The sequence below is a fragment of the Oerskovia sp. NPDC057915 genome (assembly GCF_042887685.1).
Taxonomy (GTDB): Bacteria; Actinomycetota; Actinomycetes; order Actinomycetales; family Cellulomonadaceae; genus Oerskovia.
This window is the reverse complement of sequence record NZ_JBHVOS010000011.1, coordinates 45420-65003: the sequence shown is the minus strand read 5'-3', so window position 1 is coordinate 65003 and position 19584 is coordinate 45420. Positions and strand designations below refer to the sequence as shown.

General features: G+C 73.5%; 21 protein-coding genes and 1 pseudogene. 7 read left to right on the top strand and 15 right to left on the bottom strand.

From position 1 onward, the window contains the following. Nucleotides 1-3: 3 nt before the first annotated feature. Nucleotides 4-513: a MarR family winged helix-turn-helix transcriptional regulator gene (locus ACFVQ3_RS09290; RefSeq protein ID WP_387637847.1), complete on the bottom strand. Its 510-nt coding sequence runs from the start codon at nucleotides 511-513 to the stop codon at nucleotides 4-6. A 196-nt stretch (nucleotides 514-709) separates the two neighbouring features. Between ACFVQ3_RS09290 and ACFVQ3_RS09285 the strand changes: the two genes are divergently transcribed. Next, the gene (locus ACFVQ3_RS09285; RefSeq protein WP_387637844.1) at nucleotides 710-1261 is read left to right on the top strand and encodes a YceI family protein; all 552 of its coding nucleotides are present in this window, start codon (nucleotides 710-712) and stop codon (nucleotides 1259-1261) included. 215 nt (nucleotides 1262-1476) lie between these two features. On the opposite strand, the gene ACFVQ3_RS09280 is transcribed toward ACFVQ3_RS09285, so the two are convergent. Beyond that, a complete protein-coding gene (locus ACFVQ3_RS09280; RefSeq protein WP_387637842.1) occupies nucleotides 1477-2178 on the bottom strand; it encodes a redox-sensing transcriptional repressor Rex in 702 nt (233 codons plus the stop codon). A gap of 95 nt (nucleotides 2179-2273) precedes the next feature. Further along, nucleotides 2274-2609 carry a glutaredoxin family protein gene (locus ACFVQ3_RS09275; protein ID WP_387637839.1) on the bottom strand — a complete coding sequence of 112 codons (336 nt, stop codon included), beginning with the start codon at nucleotides 2607-2609 and terminating at the stop codon, nucleotides 2274-2276. A 106-nt stretch (nucleotides 2610-2715) separates the two neighbouring features. Between ACFVQ3_RS09275 and ACFVQ3_RS09270 the strand changes: the two genes are divergently transcribed. Continuing rightward, complete coding sequence (locus ACFVQ3_RS09270; protein WP_138825704.1) at nucleotides 2716-3525, top strand: HAD family phosphatase; 810 nt, start codon at nucleotides 2716-2718, stop codon at nucleotides 3523-3525. A 218-nt stretch (nucleotides 3526-3743) separates the two neighbouring features. Here ACFVQ3_RS09270 and ACFVQ3_RS09265 read toward each other — a convergent pair whose 3' ends face one another. Next, nucleotides 3744-3842 carry a 30S ribosomal protein bS22 gene (locus tag ACFVQ3_RS09265; protein WP_003792170.1) on the bottom strand — a complete coding sequence of 33 codons (99 nt, stop codon included), beginning with the start codon at nucleotides 3840-3842 and terminating at the stop codon, nucleotides 3744-3746. Between the two features lie 267 nt (nucleotides 3843-4109). Continuing rightward, nucleotides 4110-5306, bottom strand: coding sequence for an acetoin utilization protein AcuC (locus ACFVQ3_RS09260; protein WP_387637837.1), 1197 nt, complete (start codon nucleotides 5304-5306; stop codon nucleotides 4110-4112). Between the two features lie 217 nt (nucleotides 5307-5523). Between ACFVQ3_RS09260 and ACFVQ3_RS09255 the strand changes: the two genes are divergently transcribed. After that, entirely contained in the window at nucleotides 5524-6900 is a 1377-nt protein-coding gene (locus tag ACFVQ3_RS09255; RefSeq protein ID WP_387637834.1) for a TrkH family potassium uptake protein, read from the top strand. A gap of 49 nt (nucleotides 6901-6949) precedes the next feature. Then, nucleotides 6950-7621: a potassium channel family protein gene (locus ACFVQ3_RS09250; RefSeq protein ID WP_387637831.1), complete on the top strand. Its 672-nt coding sequence runs from the start codon at nucleotides 6950-6952 to the stop codon at nucleotides 7619-7621. A 57-nt stretch (nucleotides 7622-7678) separates the two neighbouring features. On the opposite strand, the gene ACFVQ3_RS09245 is transcribed toward ACFVQ3_RS09250, so the two are convergent. The 7 genes and pseudogenes from ACFVQ3_RS09245 to ACFVQ3_RS09215 all read right to left on the bottom strand — a co-directional run bounded on the left by ACFVQ3_RS09245 (nucleotide 7679) and on the right by ACFVQ3_RS09215 (nucleotide 12880). Further along, nucleotides 7679-8389, bottom strand: coding sequence for a hypothetical protein (locus ACFVQ3_RS09245; RefSeq protein WP_387637828.1), 711 nt, complete (start codon nucleotides 8387-8389; stop codon nucleotides 7679-7681). A gap of 151 nt (nucleotides 8390-8540) precedes the next feature. Beyond that, nucleotides 8541-9065 (bottom strand): annotated as a pseudogene (locus ACFVQ3_RS09240) (ABC transporter permease); the annotation flags it as partial. A 62-nt stretch (nucleotides 9066-9127) separates the two neighbouring features. Further along, the gene (locus tag ACFVQ3_RS09235) at nucleotides 9128-9904 is read right to left on the bottom strand and encodes an ABC transporter ATP-binding protein (RefSeq protein ID WP_387637825.1); all 777 of its coding nucleotides are present in this window, start codon (nucleotides 9902-9904) and stop codon (nucleotides 9128-9130) included. Beyond that, the gene (locus ACFVQ3_RS09230; protein WP_387637822.1) at nucleotides 9894-10544 is read right to left on the bottom strand and encodes a TetR family transcriptional regulator; all 651 of its coding nucleotides are present in this window, start codon (nucleotides 10542-10544) and stop codon (nucleotides 9894-9896) included. Before ACFVQ3_RS09230 ends, ACFVQ3_RS09235 begins: the two co-directional genes overlap by 11 nt. Nucleotides 10545-10590: 46 nt before the next feature. Beyond that, nucleotides 10591-11454: a pyrroline-5-carboxylate reductase gene (proC, locus tag ACFVQ3_RS09225; protein ID WP_387637819.1), complete on the bottom strand. Its 864-nt coding sequence runs from the start codon at nucleotides 11452-11454 to the stop codon at nucleotides 10591-10593. A gap of 109 nt (nucleotides 11455-11563) precedes the next feature. Then, nucleotides 11564-12262 (bottom strand): hypothetical protein, encoded by a 699-nt coding sequence (locus ACFVQ3_RS09220; protein ID WP_387637816.1) that lies wholly within the window; start codon nucleotides 12260-12262, stop codon nucleotides 11564-11566. Between the two features lie 87 nt (nucleotides 12263-12349). Then, the gene (locus ACFVQ3_RS09215) at nucleotides 12350-12880 is read right to left on the bottom strand and encodes a potassium channel family protein (RefSeq protein ID WP_387637814.1); all 531 of its coding nucleotides are present in this window, start codon (nucleotides 12878-12880) and stop codon (nucleotides 12350-12352) included. Nucleotides 12881-12995: 115 nt separating this feature from the next. Here ACFVQ3_RS09215 and radA point away from each other — a divergent pair, with 115 nt between their 5' ends. Continuing rightward, the gene (gene radA, locus ACFVQ3_RS09210) at nucleotides 12996-14480 is read left to right on the top strand and encodes a DNA repair protein RadA (protein ID WP_387637811.1); all 1485 of its coding nucleotides are present in this window, start codon (nucleotides 12996-12998) and stop codon (nucleotides 14478-14480) included. A 116-nt stretch (nucleotides 14481-14596) separates the two neighbouring features. Then, complete coding sequence (disA, locus tag ACFVQ3_RS09205; RefSeq protein ID WP_191796702.1) at nucleotides 14597-15652, top strand: DNA integrity scanning diadenylate cyclase DisA; 1056 nt, start codon at nucleotides 14597-14599, stop codon at nucleotides 15650-15652. 104 nt (nucleotides 15653-15756) lie between these two features. Here disA and ACFVQ3_RS09200 read toward each other — a convergent pair whose 3' ends face one another. Further along, nucleotides 15757-16590 (bottom strand): hypothetical protein, encoded by an 834-nt coding sequence (locus ACFVQ3_RS09200; protein WP_387637808.1) that lies wholly within the window; start codon nucleotides 16588-16590, stop codon nucleotides 15757-15759. A 156-nt stretch (nucleotides 16591-16746) separates the two neighbouring features. Between ACFVQ3_RS09200 and ACFVQ3_RS09195 the strand changes: the two genes are divergently transcribed. Then, the gene (locus tag ACFVQ3_RS09195) at nucleotides 16747-17715 is read left to right on the top strand and encodes an A/G-specific adenine glycosylase (protein ID WP_387637806.1); all 969 of its coding nucleotides are present in this window, start codon (nucleotides 16747-16749) and stop codon (nucleotides 17713-17715) included. A gap of 64 nt (nucleotides 17716-17779) precedes the next feature. Here ACFVQ3_RS09195 and ACFVQ3_RS09190 read toward each other — a convergent pair whose 3' ends face one another. Then, the gene (locus ACFVQ3_RS09190) at nucleotides 17780-18307 is read right to left on the bottom strand and encodes an amino-acid N-acetyltransferase (protein WP_387637804.1); all 528 of its coding nucleotides are present in this window, start codon (nucleotides 18305-18307) and stop codon (nucleotides 17780-17782) included. Nucleotides 18308-18344: 37 nt separating this feature from the next. After that, nucleotides 18345-19349 (bottom strand): sugar-binding transcriptional regulator, encoded by a 1005-nt coding sequence (locus ACFVQ3_RS09185; RefSeq protein WP_387637802.1) that lies wholly within the window; start codon nucleotides 19347-19349, stop codon nucleotides 18345-18347. Between the last annotated feature and the right edge of the window lie 235 nt (nucleotides 19350-19584).

Below are 19584 nucleotides of genomic sequence, written 5' to 3'. Positions count from 1 at the left end.
GCGCTACCGGTCCTCGCGCGCGTCCGCGTCCTGGCAGGCCGCGGCGATCGCGGCCATGGCCTCGCCGAGGCTGCGGAACTGCTCGGGGGTCAGGACGTCGACCATGAAGCGGCGTACCGCCCGGACGTGCCCCGGCGCGGAGGCGACGAGCTCGGCGTAGCCTGCGTCGGTCATGACGCAGTTCACCCCCCGTCGGTCGGTCTCGCTCGCGGAGCGCCGGACCAGCCCTCGCTGCTCCATGCGGTGCACGGTGTGCGTGACGCGGGACCGGGACCGGGCGAGGCCGTCGGCCAGGGCGGACATGCGCATGGTGTGGTCGCGGGCCTCGGAGAGCCGCACGAGCAGCTCGTACTCGCCGAGCGTGAGGGCCGAGTGCTCCTCGTGGTCCCTGCTCAGGGCCTCGACGAACCGGGCCGTGCCGTCGAGGTACTGGCGCCACGAGTGCTGCTGCCCCGCGTCGAGCCAGGGCGCGTCCTGCGGCGCGACCGCGCGCCTGTCCTGCTGAACCGTCATCTCCGCCTTCATCCGCCACGCCCCCACCGTCCGAACAACCGTCCCAGTCTCCCATCCGAGAACTGGTCCGCCCACCAGGGAATAGAGGGGCGGGGGCTTGCGTTGATGCGTTCGTATGAAGTTGAATCTTCAACTAATGGCACGTCGGACGGCGCGCCTGACGCACACGCACCACGACTTCCACAGGAGAGCACCCATGGCCACGACCCTTCCCGCCGGACTGACCGCAGGCACCTACGCGATCGACCCCTCGCACTCGCAGGCGACCTTCACGGTCCGCCACGCAGGCATCTCCAAGGTCCGCGGCTCGCTCGCGATCGCCGAGGGCACGCTCACCGTCGGTGACGACGTCGAGTCGTCCAACGTCGTCGCGGCGATCGACGCCAAGTCCGTCAACACCGGCGACGCAGGTCGCGACGGCCACCTCCAGTCGGCCGACTTCTGGGACGCCGAGAAGAACCCCACCTGGAACTTCGTCTCGACCGCGGTCGAGGCCGACGACGACGACTTCGTCATCGCGGGCGACCTGACCATCAACGGCGTGACCAAGCCGGTCAAGCTCGAGACCGAGTTCACGGGCACCGCCGTCGACGCGTACGGCAACTCGCGCGCCGGGTTCGAGGCCGAGACCGAGATCTCCCGCAAGGAGTTCGGCCTGACCTGGAACGTGGCCCTCGAGGCCGGCGGCGTGCTCGTCGGCGACAAGATCAAGATCGCGCTCGACCTCTCGGCGATCAAGCAGGCCTGAGCCTCTCGCCCCTGACCGGCCACCGCGTCCGCGGCCCGGTACGCCAGGAGCCGGCGACCCGTCACGGGTCGCCGGCTCCTGTGCTGTCACGAGCCGGCGGGCAGCCGGCGGGCAGCCGGCGGGCAGTCGGCGGGCAGCCGGCGGGCGCTGGGGCACGGCGACCCGAGGCCCGACGGCGTCGCACGCCGCGTCCGGTCCGGCCGCAGCCTGCGAGGCTAGGCGCCCGCGCTCTGCGTCCCGGCCCCCCGGTCCTCCTCGCCCCTGCCGCGGTTCGCGAGCGCCCGCGCCTGCGCGTGGAACGCCAGGATCTGCAGCTCGCTGCCCACGTCGACCGACCGCACGATCACGTCCTCCGGGAGCTGGAGCGCGCGCGGCGCGAAGTTCAGGATCTCCCGGACCCCCGCCTCGACGACCCGCTCCGCGACGTCCTGGGCCACGTGTGCCGGGGTCGCGAGGACCACGATCGTCACGTTCTCGCGGGCGAAGACCTCCTCGAGCGCGTCGACGTGCTCGATCACGAGCCCCGCGGCCTCGGTGCCGACCACGTCGGGCGAGGCGTCGAGCAGGGCCGCGACCTCGAACCCGCGCGTGCCGTAGCCCGAGTAGTTCGCCAGGGCGTGCCCCAGGGAACCGATGCCGACGATCGCGATCCTGTGCTCGTCCTCGACCCCCAGCGCCGACGTGATGTACGTCGCGAGCGAGTCGACGACGTAGCCCACGCCACGCGTGCCGTAGGACCCCAGGAAGGACAGGTCCTTGCGCAGCTGCGCGGACCCGACGCCCGCGAGCTCCGCGAGCTCGGTCGACGACGTCGTCTCGACGCCACGCCCCTCGAGATCGCGCAGGGCGCGCAGGTACGCGGGAAGCCGCGCCACCGTCGCGCCCGGAATTCCGGTATCACCCAGGGTCTCTGCCACCCGAACCACCCATGCTTCGTCGTGTCGTCGTCGCTGACGCTCTCGCTGTCCTGCTGTCTCGGATCATCCCAGGCTCGGCCCCCGGGGACGGAACGTCAGCCGGTGGCGCGTCGCCGCGAGAGCGCTCTGGCGAGCCTCGCTCCGTCGACCTGCCAGAACCCCTGCTGGACGCCGTCCACCGTCACGACGGGGACGTAGTCACCGTACTGCGCCGCGAGGGCGCCGGACGGGTCGGAGTCCACGTCGACCTCGGTCCAGGCCACGCCCTGGTCGGCGCACACCGCCCCGACCACCTCGCGGGCGTCCTCGCACAGGTGGCACCCGACGCGGCCGTAGAGCACGACGCGCGCGGGCGCGCTCGTGGCCTGGTCTGCGTCACGTCCGGCGGCGGTCTCAGGAACCTGTCCTGCGGCGGGATCTGCGGGGCTCACGACCCCAGCCTACGCATCTCGGACACCCGCTCCTGCCGCCCGTCCGGCGACCGTGCCCGGCGGGCGTCGTCGGCAAGGGTCTGCGCGCGCCGATAGAGTGGACGGCATGCCGACGTCTGCTCCTGGGTCCACCCATCCCACGGCAGCCTTCTTCGACGTCGACAACACCATCATCCGCGGCGCCAGCTCGTTCCACCTGGCCCGGGCGCTGTACCAGCGCGGCTTCTTCTCGACCCCGGACCTCGTGACCTTCGCGTTCCACCAGGCGCGCTACCTCCTGCTCGGGGAGAACAAGCGCCAGATCGACCAGGTCCGCACCCGGGCCCTCGACCTCGTCGCGGGGCGTTCGGTCGCGGAGGTCGTCGCGATCGGCGAGGAGGTCTACGACCAGGTCCTCGCGCTGCGCATCTACCCCGGCACCCAGAAGCTCCTCGACGAGCACATCGCGGCCGGTCACCAGGTGTGGCTCGTCTCCGCGACGCCGCTCGAGATCGGGCAGCTCATCGCGCGTCGTCTCGGGGCGACGGGGGCGCTCGGCACGGTCGCCGAGCACGAGGAGGGCCTCTACACGGGGCGGCTCGTGGGCGACATGATGCACGGGCGGGCCAAGGCCGCGGGCGTGCGCGAGCTCGCGGAACGGCACGGGATCGACCTGTCGGCGTCCTACGCGTACGGCGACTCGCTCAACGACGTGACCATGATGCAGGCCGTCGGCCACCCGTGCGCCATCAACCCCGACGCACGCCTGCGTCGGCACGCCAAGGACGTGGGCTGGCCCATCCGCGAGTTCCGCGGGCGCCGACGCCGCGTCGCGGGCCGGGGACTGAAGACCGCCAGCTGGGCCGGGGCCGCATGGGTCCTGGGGCTCGTGCTGCGCTCGATCCGCCGCTCGATCAAGGGCCGCGCAGGACTCTGAGGGGCCCTCGGGCCGCGCTGCGCGCGAGCCTGCTCGCCGAGTGTCGCGAGCCTGCTCGCCGAGTGTGCAGTTCGGGTCGTCCTGGAACGCCTGCGACAGCCCGAAGTGCACACTCGGCGAGCCGGCCACCCGCCAGGGCCGTCCGGGCATGCGAAGAGCCCGGCACCCTTGCGGCTACCGGGCTCTCGCGACAGCGTGCGCGTGACCGCGCGGCGCCGCTACTTCTTGTTGCGACGCTGGTGGCGCGTCTTGCGAAGCAGCTTGCGGTGCTTCTTCTTGGCCATACGCTTGCGGCGCTTCTTGATGACGGAGCCCATGGGTCCTCACAATGCTGGATCGGTGTGCGATCGGGATCGCCCCGATCATGGTGGTCCACGGCTGATCGGGAACCGACCAACACGAGAAAAAGTCCGTCTCCTAGACTACCTGCTCCCGGCGGGTGGCCCGAAATCGACGCCGGGTGACGTCGTCGGGCCGCTCGGAGCCGGGCCTCCGGCGAGCCGCAGACCCGTCCGCGCCCCGTCCCGCACCGGCCACCCGGCCACCGGGCACACGTGCACCCGGCCACCCGGCCACCCCACAGGTCAGTCGAAGTGCGCGTCGAGCCCCAGCAGCGGGAAGACGGCCTTGCGGGTCGCGACCACGGCGCGGTCCACCTCGTCCTCCGGGTCGTAGCCCTTGCCCCACGGCGAGAAGTCGACGTCCCCGTCCCCCATGAGCGCGGGCGTCTCGCGGTGAGCGGCCACGCTGATGTGGTCGCGCCACGCCCCCGGGACGGGCGTCGTGGGCGCCACGGGCGCGTGCACGACCTCGGCCACGACGTTCGACCACGCGTACGGCACGACCGACGTGACCGAGTACCCACCCCCGCCCAGGGCGACCCACCGGCCGGACGCGAGCTCGTGCGCGAGCTCGTGGATCCAGTGCACGGCCGCGCGCTGCGCGTCGATGCTCACGTCGAGGTCGCTCAGCGGGTCGTGGCCGTGCGCGTCGCACCCGTGCTGGGAGACGACCACCTGGGGCCGGAACGCCCGCAGCACCGGTGGCACCACGGCGTCGACGGCCCGGAGCCAGCGCGATCCGTCGGTACGGCGTGGCAGGGCCACGTTGACCGCCGTGCCCGCCGCCCCGGCACCACCCGTGTCGGTGGCGTGCCCCGTGCCGGGGAACAGCGTCGCGCCGCTCTGGTGCACCGAGACCGTCAGGACCCGCGGGTCGTCCCAGAACGCCTGCTCGACGCCGTCGCCGTGGTGGGCGTCGAGGTCGACGTACGCGACGCGCTCGGCCCCGTCGTCGAGCAGACGGCGGACCGCGGCCGCGGCGTCGTTGTAGATGCAGAAGCCCGACGCCGCCCCGCGCTGGGCGTGGTGCATGCCCCCGGCGATGTTGACGGCGTGCAGCGCACGGCCCGACCACACCGCGCCGGCGGCCTCGTACGAGCCGGACAGGATGCGGGCCGCTGCCTCGTGCATGCCCGCGAAGACGGGGTCGTCCTCGGTGCCCAGACCCAGGGCGGGGTTCTCGGCACCGTGCTCCGAGGCGGCATGGACGGCGGCGACGTAGGCGGGGTCGTGGACCAGGCCGAGGACCTCGTCGGTCGCGGGCGACGTGCCGACGACCTCGACCCCCGGCGCGTCGAGCAGCCCCAGCGCGCGTACGAGGCGCATCGTCAGGTCGAGCCGGGTCGGGGACATGGGGTGCCCGTGCCCGAAGTCGTAGCCCAGCAGGTCCGGGCTCCACACGACCTGCGCGACGAACGGCACGGTGTCTGGCTCGGTCACGTGCGCTCCTCGGTCCGGTGGTCGGTGGCGGGCAGGAGACACGGTATCCCCCGCACGGCCCGACGGCGCCCCGCAGTTCAGCCGGTGGGCACGGGCGGTCCTGTGGCAGAGTTGGGCGACACATCGGCACGCACGGCGACCGGCACGGCCCCGCTCGGGGTCCCGGCGCCACCCGTCCACCCGGACGAGGACGCACGGACAGGGAGACGGAGGACCGATGGCCCAGGGCGTCTCCGGGCGTTTCTTCGCCGGTCGGGAGCTGATCGACCGGCTCGCCAGGCACTCCCCCGCCCGCCTCGCGGTGACGGTCTTCGCGGCCGTGATCTCGCTGTTCACGCTCCTCCTCATGGCGCCGTGGGCCACGACGTCCGGGAGGTCGGCGTCGTTCGTCGACGCGCTGTTCACGGCGACGTCGGCCGTGTGCGTCACGGGCCTCGTGGTCGTCCCGACGGGGACCTACTGGTCCACGTACGGGCAGGTCGTGATCCTCGTGGGCATCAAGATCGGCGGCCTGGGCGTCATGACCCTCGCGTCGATCCTCGGCATGGCCGTCTCGCGGCGGATCGGCCTCACGCAGAAGCTGCTCACCGCCTCGGAGACCAAGACGACACGGCTCGGCGAGGTCGGCTCGCTGATCCGTGTCGTCATCATCACCTCGACGACCATCGAGCTGCTCATCGCGCTCCTGCTCCTGCCGCGCTTCGTCGTGCTCGAGGAGTCGTTCGGCGAGGCCGCGTGGCACGGGCTGTTCTACGGGATCTCGGCGTTCAACAACGCGGGCTTCATCCCCACGGCCGAGGGGCTGACGCCCTACGTGGGCGACTGGATGCTGCTCATGCCGATCATCGTCGGGGTGTTCATCGGCTCGCTCGGCTTCCCCGTGATCCTGAACCTCATGCGCAACCGCAGGCGCGCCTCGAAGTGGAGCCTGCACACCAAGCTGACGCTCTCGACGAGCGCGATCCTGGTCGTCGTGGCCGTCGTCCTGTTCGCGGCGTTCGAGTGGACCAACGAGAAGACCCTGGGGCCGCTCAGCCTCAACGAGAAGATTCTCGCGTCGCTGTTCGCGGGCGTCATGCCGCGGTCCGCGGGGTTCTCGACGATCGACATCAACGGCATGCACGAGTCGAGCTGGCTCATCACCGACGCCCTCATGTTCGTCGGTGGCGGCAGCGCCTCGACCGCGGGCGGCATCAAGGTCACGACGCTCGCCGTCATGCTGCTCGCGATCGTCTCGGAGGCCCGCGGCGACCGCGACCTCGAGGCGTTCGGGCGCCGGGTGCCGCGCGAGACCCTGCGCCTCGCGGTGGCCGTGTCGTTCATCGGCGCCACGACAGTGCTCGTGTCGAGCCTCCTGCTGCTGGAGATCACGGGGTGGACCCTCGACGTGATCCTCTTCGAGACCATCTCGGCGTTCGCGACCGTGGGCCTGTCCACCGGTGTGACCGCCGACCTGCCGACGGCCGGCAAGTACGTGCTGGTCGTGCTGATGTTCATCGGCCGCACCGGGACCATGACCCTGGCCGCCGCGCTCGCGCTGCGCGACCGGCGCCGCGTCATCCGCTACCCCGAGGAACGCCCGATCATCGGCTGACCGGCCGTCCCCCGCACTCCTCCAGCTCCTCCCGACGAAAGGCCCCCAGGTGCCCGACAAGAAGGCCCCCGAGAAGAACGCGGGCGTGCTCGTGATCGGCCTCGGCCGGTTCGGCTCCGCGATCGCGGCGACGCTCGACCGGCTCGGCCAGGACGTGCTCGCGGTCGAACGCTCGCCCGAGCTCATCGCCCTGTGGTCGGGGCAGATCCCGCTCGTCGAGGCCGACGCCTCGAACCCGACGGCCCTCGAGCAGCTCGGCGCTCGCGACTTCCCCGTCGCCGTGGTCGGCGTGGGAACCTCGCTCGAGGCGAGCGTGCTCATCACGGGCAACCTGGTGGACCTCGGGACCCCGCAGATCTGGGCCAAGGCCATCTCCGCGGAGCACGGCCGCATCCTGCAGCGCATCGGCGCGCACCACGTGGTCTTCCCCGAGGCCGACGCGGGCAGCCGCGTCGCGCACCTGGTCTCGGGCAAGCTGCTCGACTACATCGAGGTCGAGGACGGTTTCACGATCGTCAAGATGCGTCCCCCGAAGGAGACGCAGGGGTTCACGATCGAGCAGACGAAGGTCCGCGAGCGCTACGGCGTGACGATCATCGGCGTGAAGTCGCCGGGGCAGGACTTCGTGTACGCGGAGCCGAGCACGCGCATCTCGGCGAACGACCTGCTCATCGTCTCGGGCCACGCCGAGCTGCTGGAGCGGTTCGCGGCGCGCCCCTGAGGGCGTCCCGCCGCAGGGCGCCGGGAGCGGTGCCCACGGCCAGCCCGACGGCGCCGCTCAGGTCGTGCCCGACCGTCGCCGTCGTCGTGCCACGCCTGCGGTCACGGTGGCTCCCAGCACGACGAGCGCTCCTGCGGCGGCCGCCGTGCCCGCGAGCGCCGTGCCGGTGAACGCGAGCCCGTCCTCGGCCTCCGCCTCGACGCCGGACCCGGCGCCGGGTCGCTGCGGGAGCGGGCCCGTGGCTGCGAGCTCTCGCCCGCCCGGACCGTTCCCGGCTCCGGCGCCCGGCGTGGCACCGCCGGTGGTCCCCGGGGTGCCCCCGCCCGGTTCCACGGCTGCGCCGACCTCGAACGCCACCGTGTCGAGGTAGGTGCCGGTCGCGGGGTCGGTGACCCTGACGAAGTACGTCCCGGGCCGCACCGGGTCGGGCAGCCGCGTCGAGAGCTCGAACGTGCCGTCGGCGAGCGCGACCACGGTCCCCAGCCGCACGGGCGGGGCGTCGGCGGAGCGGAGGTCGACGTCGTAGGTCGCGAACGGTACGAGCCCGTACCCACGGACGATCAGCACCCCGCCGGCGACGGCGGCCCCGGGCTCGGCCTCGACCTGCGACCGGCTGGTGATCCCGGAGACGTCCACCTCGATGCCCACGCCCTGGGGGTCGGGGGCGCTCGACGAGCCCGTGGGGTCCGCGGTCGCGGGCAGCGCACCGAGGAACAGTCCGACGACCAGCAGCAGCGCCGTCGCCGCCGCCGTCGTCACTGCGAACACACGGGTGCCTACCCGTGGGGCCATGCGTCGCACCCGCGAACTCCTTTGTCGCCTCTCGCCCCCGAGCGGGCCGATCCTCCCACGTGGGCACGGGCCTCCGGAAGGGGGCAGCGGGTGAGAAATCGCGAGCCGGCCGCGGTCGTCCTGGACCGGCGGGCATGAGCTGGACGGCCTGGAACTCCGACCGGGCCAGGGCCGAGGCCGCGAGGCCCAGGCACGACCCGAGGATCGCGTCGAGCACGGCGACGAGCACGACGACCCACACCGGCCCGGAGACGTCCATGCCGCAGACCCACACGGCGAACGCCACGACGACGAGGGCCTGCACGGTCGCGAGCAGCGCGAACGCCAGGGCGTACCCGCCCACGAAGTCGCCCTTGCCCAGGGGCATCGTCATGAGCCGCTCGAGCGTCCCGGACTGGCGTTCGCGCAGCGTCGTGACGCTCGTGACGAGGAACATGATGATCATGGGGAACAGGCCCACGAGGATCGGCCCGAACTGGTCGAGCACGGGCGTGCCGTCGAACATCCACGCGATGAGGCCGAGCAGCACGCACGGGAGGACGACGAGCAGCGCGATGGTGCGCGGGTCGTGGCGGATCTGGCGCAGGACCCGGCCCGCGGTCGCGAGGGTCAGCCGGGGGCTGACGGCACGCGGGGCTCGCCGTACCGGCAGGCTGGCCCCCTCCTGGGGCGTGCCCGTCGCGAGGGCCGCGGGACCGCGCGCGTCGTGCGTGCTCATGGCGCCTCCCCTCCGAGGTGACGCGGACTCCGTGCGGGCGCGGCGCCGTCGGGCACGGACGCGTCCTCGACGAGACGCAGGAACGCGTGCTCGACGTCGTGCGCCCCCGTGCGCTCGAGGAGCCCGGGGAGGGTGTCGTCCGCGAGCAGGCGCCCGTCGCGCAGCAGCAGGAGCCGGTCGCAGCGCGTCGCCTCGTCCATGACGTGCGACGACACGAGCAGGGACGTGCCGGCGTCGCGCAGCCGGGCGAACAGGTCCCACAGGTCGCGGCGCAGGACGGGGTCGAGGCCGACGGTCGGCTCGTCGAGCACGAGCAGCCGCGGCTCGCCCAGGAGGGCGGCCGCGAGCGAGACGCGCGAGCGCTCGCCCCCCGACAGGGTGCCGACCCGGCGGCGTGCGTGCCGAGCGAGGTCCACGGCGTCGATCACGCGTGAGACGTCGCGGGGGCCCGCCCCGAGGATCGCCGCGAAGTAGCGCAGGTTCTCGGTCACGCTGAGGTCGGCGTAGACGCTGGGCGACTGGGTCACGTACCCGACCTGGTGGCGCAGCGCCGGGTCCCCGGCGGGCCGCCCGAGCACGTGCGCGGTCCCGGCCGTGACCACCTGGACGCCGACGAGCGTGCGCAGGAGCGTCGTCTTGCCGCTGCCGCTCGGACCGAGGAGCCCGACGATCTGCCGCTCGGGCACCGCGAGGTCGAGCGCGTGCAGCACCGTCGTCCCGCCGCGGTCGACGCGCAGGTCCTGGACGCTGATGACCGGCTCGTTATTCCCCATGTGAGGAATTGTGCTCCTCGCGGGGACCCGGCGCAAGCCCCTCGTCGACACCTTCGAGGAAGCGCTGGAGAGTCGGGGCGATCGAGAGCACGAGCTCGTCGGCCGGCATCGACGCCACCGGCTCGAGGCGCAGCAGGTGACGCGCGACGAGCACCCCGAGCACCTGGCTCGCGACGAGGCTCACCCGCCGGGCCGCGACCTCGCGCGGCAGGAGGGCCGCGACCTGGTCGAACACGGTCCGCTGGAGGTAGCGCGGGAGCTCCTGGACGTGCTCGTCCGCCGACAGCATCCCGGACAGCACGAGCCGGAGCTGGACCTGGCCGTCGGGGGCGTCCCACACCGCGAGGACCGTGCGGGCCAGCCGCTCCCCCAGCCCGTCGAGCCCGTCCTGCGCGAACCGGCCCGCGAGCACCTGCGGGTCGGCCCCCGCGGGGACGAGCGAGGCGGCGAACAGCTCGCCCTTGCCGTCGAAGTAGTGCCGGATGAGCCCCGGGTCCACCCCCGCGACCCGGGCCACGCCGCGCATGCTCACCGCGTCGAACCCCTTGGCGGCGAACTCCTCGCGCGCCGCGGCCACGATCGACGCCCGGGTGTCCTCCCCCGCGGGCCGCCGGCCCCGCCTCACCGCACCAGCGCTCATGCCCCGATTCTGCCCGACGGCCGGGCGACGGGCCGTCGGACGGCGGTCAGGGCCGTTCCCCGAGAGCAGCCGCGAGCTCCTGGGACCGGTCGCGGGCGGCCTCGAGCGCGGACAGGAACGCGGCCCGGACCCCGCCCTCGTCGAGCGCACGCAGGGCCGCGACCGTGGTCCCCCCGGGGGACGAGACCTTCTCGCGCAGGATCACGGGGTGCTCACCCGTCTCGTCGAGCATCCGGGCCGACCCCAGCACGGTCGCCGTGGCGAGCTCGAGCGCCACGGCCCGGGTCAGCCCGAGCAGCACCCCCGCCTCCGCGAGCGCGTCGACGACGTAGAAGACGTAGGCGGGACCGGAGCCCGAGAGCGCACCGACCGCGTCCTGGTCCTTCTCCGCCACCCGCACCACGAGTCCCGTCTGCCCGAGGAGCCGCTCGACGAGCGTCACCTGGTCGTCGCTCGCGGCCGCCCCGCCGCTGACCGCGCTGACCCCGGCGCCGATCACGGACGGGGTGTTGGGCATGACGCGCACGACCGACGTCCCGGCCGGGAGGCGCTCCTCGTAGAAGCGCGTCGGGAGCCCGACGACGACGCTCACCACGACCGCGCCCTCGCCCAGGTGCTCCGAGACCTCCGCGAGCAGCGCCGCGACGTCCTTCGGCTTGACCGCGACCACGACCAGACCCGCGCCGCGCACGGCCTCGCCGTTGTCGGTCGTCGTCGTCACGCCGTGGCGCTCGCGCAGCTCCTGGCCGCGCTCGGGGCGTCGCACGGTCGCGACCACCTCCGACGCCGGCCAGCCGGCACGCAGCGCGCCGGCGAGGACGGTCTCCCCCATCACCCCGGTCCCGAGGACCGCGAGGCGTGGGGTGGGGCCGGAGGGCCCGGTCTGCTGGGTCGTGGTCGTCGTCGACATGGTCGTCTCCTGCTTCCTGGTCGTGCGTGCCGGTCGTCGCCGCCCGCCCACGGGGCGAGCCGGACGACGAGCACCGGGCCACCGTCCGTCCGGTGCACCTCTTCGCAGACTAGAGGGGGAACGCGGTGTAGAACGCCTCGATCTCGTCGGCGGGGCCCGTCGCCTGCAGCACGACCGTGCCGTTGCGCCAGGTGACGGTCGCCGACGCCGCGGCCCCGTCGACCGGGGCCACCGGCGTGACGGCGAAGGTCCCTGCGGGCTCGCCGTCGACCTCGACGTCCCCCGTCGACGTGGCCGCACCGCCCGCCGCGACGGCCGCAGCGAGCAGCTCGTCGTAGGCGACCTTCGCCTCGTCGTCCGTGCCCCACTGGCCCGCGAGCACCGTGATGCTGGTCGCCCCGTCGCCCTCGGCGTCCGCGTAGGTCAGCTCGTGGCCCTCGATCGCGCCCGCGTCGGCGAAGGCCTCGGTCGTGGCCTCGGTGCGGAGCGCGAACTGCAGGACGCTCGCGGGCATCGCCTTGGCCAGCTCGGTCGTCGCGGTCCGCTCGACGGGTTCGATCGTCGGCGTCGCGGGCGGTGCGGTGACGGTGACCTCGGCAGGCGTCTCAGCACCTCCTCCTGAGGCGAAACCCGGCCAGACGAACGCGAGGAAGGCGACGACCCCACCCACGAGGGCGAGCAGCACGACCAGGGCGACGAGGCGCCGTCGGGCGTAGACGGCCGACGACGGAGCCCGGTGGTGACGGCTGTCCCGCAACCCCGGACCTGCCGGGGACGACTGACGCGGACGTCCCGTCTGCTGGCTCATGACACTCTCCTCGTGGCGACGCTGTGACCGCGCCAGACTAGTGCGCGCGCACGCCCGCCCGACGGAGGCCGCGCAGGCCCGTGCGGGTCAATTCCCCTCGGGCCGGTGCGGGTGGTGCAGCTCCGCGCGCTCCTTCATCCGCTGCGTCGCGACCGCGACCAGCACGCCGATCACCGCGAGGTCGAACAGGATCTGGACCATCGTGATGACCCGCGCGGCCTGGCCCACGGGGTGGACATCGCCGTACCCGACCGTCCCGAGCGTGACCACCGTGAAGTACAGCGCGTCCGTCCGGGTCTCGATCCCCACGAACTCGGTGTCGCTGTTGATCGCCAGCAGGTAGTACGCGATCGAGAAGAAGACGATGATGGGCGACAGGAGCCCGACGACGGACTGGACCCGCACGCTCGGCTCGCGGCCCGCTCGGAGCTGGCGCCGCACCTGGAACCTGACGAGGTAGCACAGCCCCACGAAGCCGATCGCGAACAGCAGGATCTGCATCCACTCGCGGTCGGCGTCCCCGAGCGGCACGCCGTAGTAGAGGAGCAGGCACGCCACGAGCGAGCCGAGGGTGGTGATGACGGTCCACCACGGGCTGTCCTTCCGGAGCCTGCGCATGGCTTCATGATGGGCACGGGCACCGCGGCGCGCCATCGGGACGCGGACCGGACGGGCCACGGCCGGCGACCCCGTGGTGAGGTCGGGTGTGGGTACCGGCGGCTAGCGTGACCGCGTGACCACATCGACCTCCGCCTCGCGAGCCACGAGCAAGCGCCCGGCCAAGCCCGCCTACCGGTGCAGCGAGTGCGGCTGGACCACCGCCAAGTGGGTGGGCCGCTGCGGCGAGTGCCAGGAGTGGGGCACCGTCACCGAGGAGGCCGCGGCGAGCGCGGGCCCCCGCACCGCGGCCGTCGCACCGACCCGCAACCCGGCACGTCCCATCGGGGAGATCGACGTCGAGACCGCACGTGCCACACCCACGGGCGTCGCCGAGTTCGACCGCGTGCTGGGCGGGGGCCTCGTCCCCGGGGCCGTGGTGCTGCTCGCGGGCGAGCCGGGGGTCGGCAAGTCGACGCTGCTGCTCAAGGTCGCGAGCAACGTCGCGGCGGGCGTGAGCGACAAGCCCGTGTCGCCGGGAGACGCCACGGGCCCGACGCCGCGTCCCCGCACCGTCCTGTACGTCACGGGCGAGGAGTCGGCCGGTCAGGTGAGGCTGCGGGCCGAGCGCGTCGGGGCCCTGGCCCCGGGTCTGCTGCTCGCGGCCGAGACGGACCTCGCGACCGTGCTGGGGCACATCGAGGCCACCGACCCCGCGCTGCTCGTCGTCGACTCGGTCCAGACGATCGCCTCGGCCCAGGTCGACGGCTCCCCGGGAGGCGTGAGCCAGGTCCGCGAGGTCGCCGCCGCGCTGATCGCCGCCGCCAAGGAGCGGGACCTGCCCGTGATCCTCGTGGGGCACGTGACCAAGGACGGGTCGGTCGCCGGGCCGCGCACGCTCGAGCACCTCGTGGACGTCGTGTGCCAGTTCGAGGGTGACCGGCACTCGCGCCTGCGCCTCGTGCGGGCCGTCAAGAACCGCTACGGCCCGACCGACGAGGTGGGCTGCTTCGACCTGTCCGAGACCGGGATCGTGGGCCTCGCCGACCCCAGCGGGCTGTTCATGTCGCACGCAGGAGCCGGGGCGCCCGGCACGTTCATCACCGTGACGCTCGAGGGGCGGCGCCCGCTCGCGCTCGAGATCCAGTCGCTCGTGGTCCCCAGCTCGCTGACGAACCCGCGGCGCACCACGAGCGGCGTCGACTCGAGCCGGCTCGCGATGATCCTCGCCGTGATGCACCGGCACGCCGGGGTCCGGCTCGTCGACCAGGACGTGTACGTCTCGACGATCGGCGGCGCGCGCGTGACCGAGCCGGCCGCGGACCTCGCGATCGCCCTCGCGACCTTCTCGGCCCGTGAGGACCAGGTCATGCCGCCCGGGACCATCGCGATCGGCGAGGTCGGGCTAGCGGGCGACATCCGCCCCGTGTCGGGCCTGGACCGGCGTCTGGGCGAGGCCGCCCGCCTGGGGTTCACCCGGGCCGTGGTGCCTCGCGGCTCCTCGCCCAAGCCCCCGGCGGGCATGACGGTGCTGCCCGCGCAGCACCTCGGCGAGGCCGTCGAGCTCGCCCGTGGGGGCCACCTCCCGCCCCAGCAGGAGCGCACGCGCTTCGACGAGTGAGGACCGTTGCGTCATCGTGACCTTTCGTCGGCCCAGGAACGGTGTCTTCTCGCCCCTGGGGCGGCCCGGCAGCGTAGGATGCCCACGTGGCCAACTCCCCCGTGCACCCTGACGACATGCTCCGGGAGACCCTCGCAGCAGTGGCTCCGGGCACCGAGCTCCGCGACGGCCTCGAGCGCATCCTGCGCGGCCGGACGGGCGCACTGATCGTCCTCGGGCTGGACAAGGTCGTCGAGACCATGTGCTCGGGCGGTTTCGTCCTGGACGTCGGCTTCTCCGCGACCCGCCTGCGCGAGCTCTCCAAGATGGACGGGGCCGTGGTCCTCGACCGGGACGCCAACCGCATCCTGCGCGCTGCGGTCCAGCTCCTGCCCGACGCGACGATCGAGACGACCGAGTCCGGCACGCGTCACCGTACGGCCGAGCGCGTCGCCAAGCAGTGCGGGTTCCCCGTGATCTCGGTGAGCCAGTCCATGCGGATCGTCGCCCTGTACGTGGGCGGCCAGCGCTACGTCCTCGAGGACTCGGACACCATCCTGTCGCGCGCCAACCAGGCTCTCGCGACGCTCGAGCGCTACCGCGCCCGCCTCGACGAGGTCAGCGGCACGCTCTCGGCCCTCGAGATCGAGGACCTCGTCACCGTCCGGGACGTGTGCGCCGTGGTGCAGCGCCTCGAGATGGTCGGTCGCATCTCCGAGGAGATCGCGGGCTACGTGGTCGAGCTCGGCACGGACGGTCGACTGCTCGCCCTCCAGCTCGACGAGCTCATCGGCGGGATCGGCTCGGACCGCGAGTCCGTCATCCGCGACTACGTCGAGCTCGGGCGCAAGGACCGCTCCCTCGCGGACGTCAAGAACGCCCTCGGGGCGCTCGACTCGACCCAGCTCCTCGACCTCACGCTCATCGGGCGGGTCCTCGACCTCCCGGGAGGCGGCGAGGCGCTCGACGCCGCGGTCGCTCCCCACGGGTACCGGCTCCTGTCGAAGGTCCCCCGCCTGCCCGGCGCGATCATCGACCGCCTGGTCTCGCACTTCGGCGGGCTGCAGAAGCTCCTGGCCGCGAGCATCGACGATCTCATGGCCGTGGACGGCGTCGGCGAGCAGCGGGCGCGCGCGGTCCGGGAGGGCCTGTCGCGTCTCGCCGAGTCGAGCATCCTCGAGCGGTACGTCTAGCCTTCAGGGCAGTCCCCGGCGCGCGATCCCTCGCCGCGCGGCTCTCGGCCGCGTCCGTCGACGCTCGGCCACGGCCGGCGGCCGCCTGCTCGTCAAGCAGTCCGTCACCCCTGGGGCGGCGCGTCCCCTTCGGGGGCGGTGGCCCCTTCCTCGGGTGCGGTGGCCCCCTCCGCGGGAGGCTCTGCGCCCTCAGCGGGCGCCTCGGTCCCGTCCGCCGGCGGCTCGCCCGCTGCGGGCGGCTCGGTCGCGGGCGGCGCCTCGGGCGGGGGCGCCGGGGCCACGAGCGTGAACGGTACGGCCGGGCCGGTCATCCCGGTCGCCTCGCTGGACGCGACGACCGCGCTGTAGGTCCCGGGCAGCGTCGCGGGCAGACCGGTGGGGCACTCGGGTCCGGAGCGGTCCCGGTTCCACGTCACGGTCTCGGTCCACACGTCCCCCGGCGCCATGAGCAGGTCCTTCGACCCCGCGGGGCAGTCGGCCGACGACCAGATGCGCTCGGTGCCGGACGTGATCGTGATCTCCTGGACGGCCGACGAGGCGTCGATGAGGCAGGGCCGGTGGCCCACGTGCGTGAGCGTCGTGGTGAAGGTGGGCTTCTCCCCGACCGCGTACTCGGTCTTGGAGGCCGCCAGCCAGAGCGTCACGTCCTTGGCCTGGCAGGCCTTGTAGCCCGTCGCGGCGACCTCCTGGGGCTCGGGCGGCGCCACCTTGCCCTGCGGGTCGTCGGCGAGCAGGCCCGCCCCGAACGCGATCGCGGCCCTGACCAGCATCACGACGCCGACGACGATCACCGCGAGCAGGACGAGAGCCATGACCCGGCGGACCCGGAGGGTCCTGGACGTCGGCCTGCCCGACGACGCGGCGGCGGCCCCGTGCGAGGGTCGCCCCTGGACCGGGGTCGACCCGGTGGGTGGCCGGGTGCCCTGCGGCGTGCTCACGTACGGCTCCGTTCGACGGTCGGCGCGGGCCCTTCCTGCGCTGGGGCAACGGTACGTCGCCGTGGCGTCGGTTCTCGCACAGCCACACCGCGCGGAGGCATCCCCGTCGTCCCCGTGCCGACCGGGGCGGTGCACGTCGGCGAGAATGGTCGGACCATGCCGCTCTCCCCCACCCTCTCCGCCGCCGGTCCGACGCCCGGCCCTCGCGCGGACGACCCGCGCCCAGCCCTGACGAGCCTCTCGGCCCCGGACCCGCACGCGGACCTGCGCGACGCCGTCGGGCAGTGGTTCGCCGTGAACGCCCGCGACCTGCCGTGGCGTCGCGACGACTGCTCCCCCTGGGGCGTCCTGGTCAGCGAGGTCATGCTGCAGCAGACCCCCGTGGTCCGGGTCGAGCCCGCGTGGCGCGCATGGATGGAGCGGTGGCCCGAGCCCGCGGACCTCGCGGCGGCGTCGACGGCCGACGTCCTGCGCGCCTGGGGGCGCCTGGGGTACCCGCGGCGCGCGCTGCGCCTGCAGGACTGCGCGCGGGCGGTCGTCGAGCGCCACGCAGGCCGCGTCCCGCTCGACGCCGACGCGCTGCTCGCGCTGCCGGGCGTCGGGGAGTACACGGCCGCGGCCGTGACGGCGTTCGCGCACGGTCGGCGCGCGGTCGTCGTGGACACGAACGTGCGGCGGGTCCTGGCGCGAGCGGTGTCGGGGACGGCGCTGCCCGCGCCGTCGTACACCGCGGCCGAGCGCCGGCTCGCGACGCGGGTCGCACCCGCCGAGGACGCCGAGGCCGCGCTGTGGGCCGCGGCGTCGATGGAGCTGGGTGCGCTCGTGTGCACGGCACGCTCACCGCGGTGCGAGGCGTGCCCGGTCGTGGACCTGTGCGCGTGGCGCGCCGCGGGCAGCCCGCCGGACGAGCACGTCGCCCGACGTCGGACCCAGGCCTGGGAGGGGACGGACCGGCAGGCGCGGGGCCGGGTCATGGCCGCGCTGCGAGGGGCGGACGGGCCGGTCCACCGCGAGGTGGTCGCGGGGCTGTGGCCCGACGCGGCGCAGCTCGGGCGGTGCGTCGCGAGCCTGGTCGAGGACGGGCTGCTCGAGCAGGACGGCGAGGTCTACCGCCTCCCGGCCTGAGACGCGCCCGCAGGTGCGACCGGCGCGCAGCGGCCCCCGGGCCTGCCCGCCCGGCCAGGGGCGCTCAGAGGGTGATCAGCATCCGGGTGTTGCCGAGGGTGTTGGGCTTGACCCGGGCGAGGTCGAGGAACTCGGCCACCCCGTCGTCGTGCGAGCGCAGGAGCTCGGCGTACACGTCGGGCGACACGGGGGTGCCCTCGATCGCCTCAAAGCCGTGCGCGCGGAAGAAGTCGACCTCGAACGTCAGGCAGAAGACCCGCGCCAGGCCCAGGGCGCGGGCCCGTTCCAGGAGCTCGACGACGAGGCGGTGGCCCACCCCGGTGCCGAGCCACGCGCGGTCCACCGCGAGCGTGCGGATCTCGGCCAGGTCGTCCCACATGACGTGCAGCGCACCGCACCCGACGACCTTCGGGGCTCCCGGTCCGCCGACGTCGGCGACCACGAACTCCTGGACGGCCTCGTAGTAGCCGACCATCTCCTTGGCGAGGAGGATGCGCTCCTCGGCGTAGGGCTCGACGAGGGATCGGATCGCGCGCACGTCGGCCGGGAGGGCGGGGCGGAGCGTCAGGGTGGGCGTGGGGCTGCTCGTCACGCGGACAATCTACGCCTGCGCGGGACCGAATGCGTACTCATGCACCCGACTGCATACCTTCGAGCCGCGTCCGGGCGACGGCGATGCGTCCCGTCTCCTGCTCGATCAGGTGCGAGGCCGTGATCTCGTCCACGACGAGGTGCGTCACGACGCCGGCGCGCAGCGCGGCCCGCAGCGGGGCGACCTTGTTGTCCCCCGCGACCGCGCAGATGCGCTGCGGGATGCGCTTGAGCTCGTCGGGCCCGGGGCCCGTCGCGCGCTCGTTGAGCGCGATGTCCTTGTAGGTGCCGTCGGCGCGCAGGAAGACCGTGCACACGTCGCCGACCACGCCCTCGTCCTCCAGGACCGCGATGTCCTCGGGCTCCAGGTAGCCCGCGGAGTACACGTGGCTCGGCACCCCGCCCGACACTGCGCCCACGGAGAACAGCGCGACGTCGGCCCGCCCCTGGACGTCGAGCACGCGCCGCACCGACCGCTCGCGCCACATCGCCTGCTTGGTCTCGGCGTAGTCGAAGAACGCGGGCACTGGGAAATGGTGCACGTGGGCGTCGAACGCCTCGCCGAACCCCGCGATGAGGTCGCCCGCGTAGTGCACCCCGGAGGTCCGGGTGTTGGCCGCCCCGTTGAGCTGCACGACGGCGGACCCCCGCGTGGGCTTGCGGCTCAGGTGCCGTGAGATCGCCGCGAGCGTGGTGCCCCACGCGATGCCGAGGATCATGTCGGAGTCGAACCACGACCCGAGCAGGCGGGCCGTCGTGAGGGCGACCTGGTCGAGCCGGTCGACCTGCTGCGTCGAGTCCGGGACCGGTACGACGTAGGCGTCGATGCCGTAGGTGGCGGAGATGTGCGCCCCGAGACCGGGGGCGCGGCTCTGCGTGGGCCGGAGCGTGATCTCCACCAGACCCGTCTCACGGGCTCTCTTGACCAAGCGGGAGACGGTCGAGCGCGAGGTGCGCAGGTGCTTGGCGATCGCCTCCATCTTCATGTCCTGGAGGTAGTACATCGAGGCCGCCCGGAGGACGTCCTGCTCCCGATCGGCCATCTGCTGGGCTCCTGCCGCTGGTGGTGCTCATGCTGCACGTTTGTGCACTGCGCTTGCGCGTTCGTTCCTGACATGTTGACGTTAATACGTGCAGCCCCGTTCCGACAGCGCTGTGCCGCGGCACGGTGCCCTCCTGGGTCCCGCCTCGTACCGCTAGCGCGGGACGCGGAGCCGTGGGAACGTCACAGGAGGGACTCCTTCACGGGACCCCGCCGGTGACGACCAGATCGACGAC

Coding starts and splice junctions, on each gene's coding strand:
- disA (WP_191796702.1), top strand. CDS start 14,597: ATGCTCCGGGAGACCCTCGCAGCAGTGGCTCCGGGCACCGAGCTCCGC.
- ACFVQ3_RS09220 (WP_387637816.1), bottom strand. CDS start 12,262: ATGAGCCAGCAGACGGGACGTCCGCGTCAGTCGTCCCCGGCAGGTCCG.
- ACFVQ3_RS09195 (WP_387637806.1), top strand. CDS start 16,747: ATGCCGCTCTCCCCCACCCTCTCCGCCGCCGGTCCGACGCCCGGCCCT.
- ACFVQ3_RS09230 (WP_387637822.1), bottom strand. CDS start 10,544: ATGAGCGCTGGTGCGGTGAGGCGGGGCCGGCGGCCCGCGGGGGAGGAC.
- ACFVQ3_RS09285 (WP_387637844.1), top strand. CDS start 710: ATGGCCACGACCCTTCCCGCCGGACTGACCGCAGGCACCTACGCGATC.
- proC (WP_387637819.1), bottom strand. CDS start 11,454: ATGTCGACGACGACCACGACCCAGCAGACCGGGCCCTCCGGCCCCACC.
- ACFVQ3_RS09215 (WP_387637814.1), bottom strand. CDS start 12,880: ATGCGCAGGCTCCGGAAGGACAGCCCGTGGTGGACCGTCATCACCACC.
- ACFVQ3_RS09270 (WP_138825704.1), top strand. CDS start 2,716: ATGCCGACGTCTGCTCCTGGGTCCACCCATCCCACGGCAGCCTTCTTC.
- ACFVQ3_RS09235 (WP_387637825.1), bottom strand. CDS start 9,904: ATGGGGAATAACGAGCCGGTCATCAGCGTCCAGGACCTGCGCGTCGAC.
- ACFVQ3_RS09290 (WP_387637847.1), bottom strand. CDS start 513: ATGACGGTTCAGCAGGACAGGCGCGCGGTCGCGCCGCAGGACGCGCCC.
- ACFVQ3_RS09265 (WP_003792170.1), bottom strand. CDS start 3,842: ATGGGCTCCGTCATCAAGAAGCGCCGCAAGCGTATGGCCAAGAAGAAG.
- ACFVQ3_RS09255 (WP_387637834.1), top strand. CDS start 5,524: ATGGCCCAGGGCGTCTCCGGGCGTTTCTTCGCCGGTCGGGAGCTGATC.
- ACFVQ3_RS09185 (WP_387637802.1), bottom strand. CDS start 19,349: ATGGCCGATCGGGAGCAGGACGTCCTCCGGGCGGCCTCGATGTACTAC.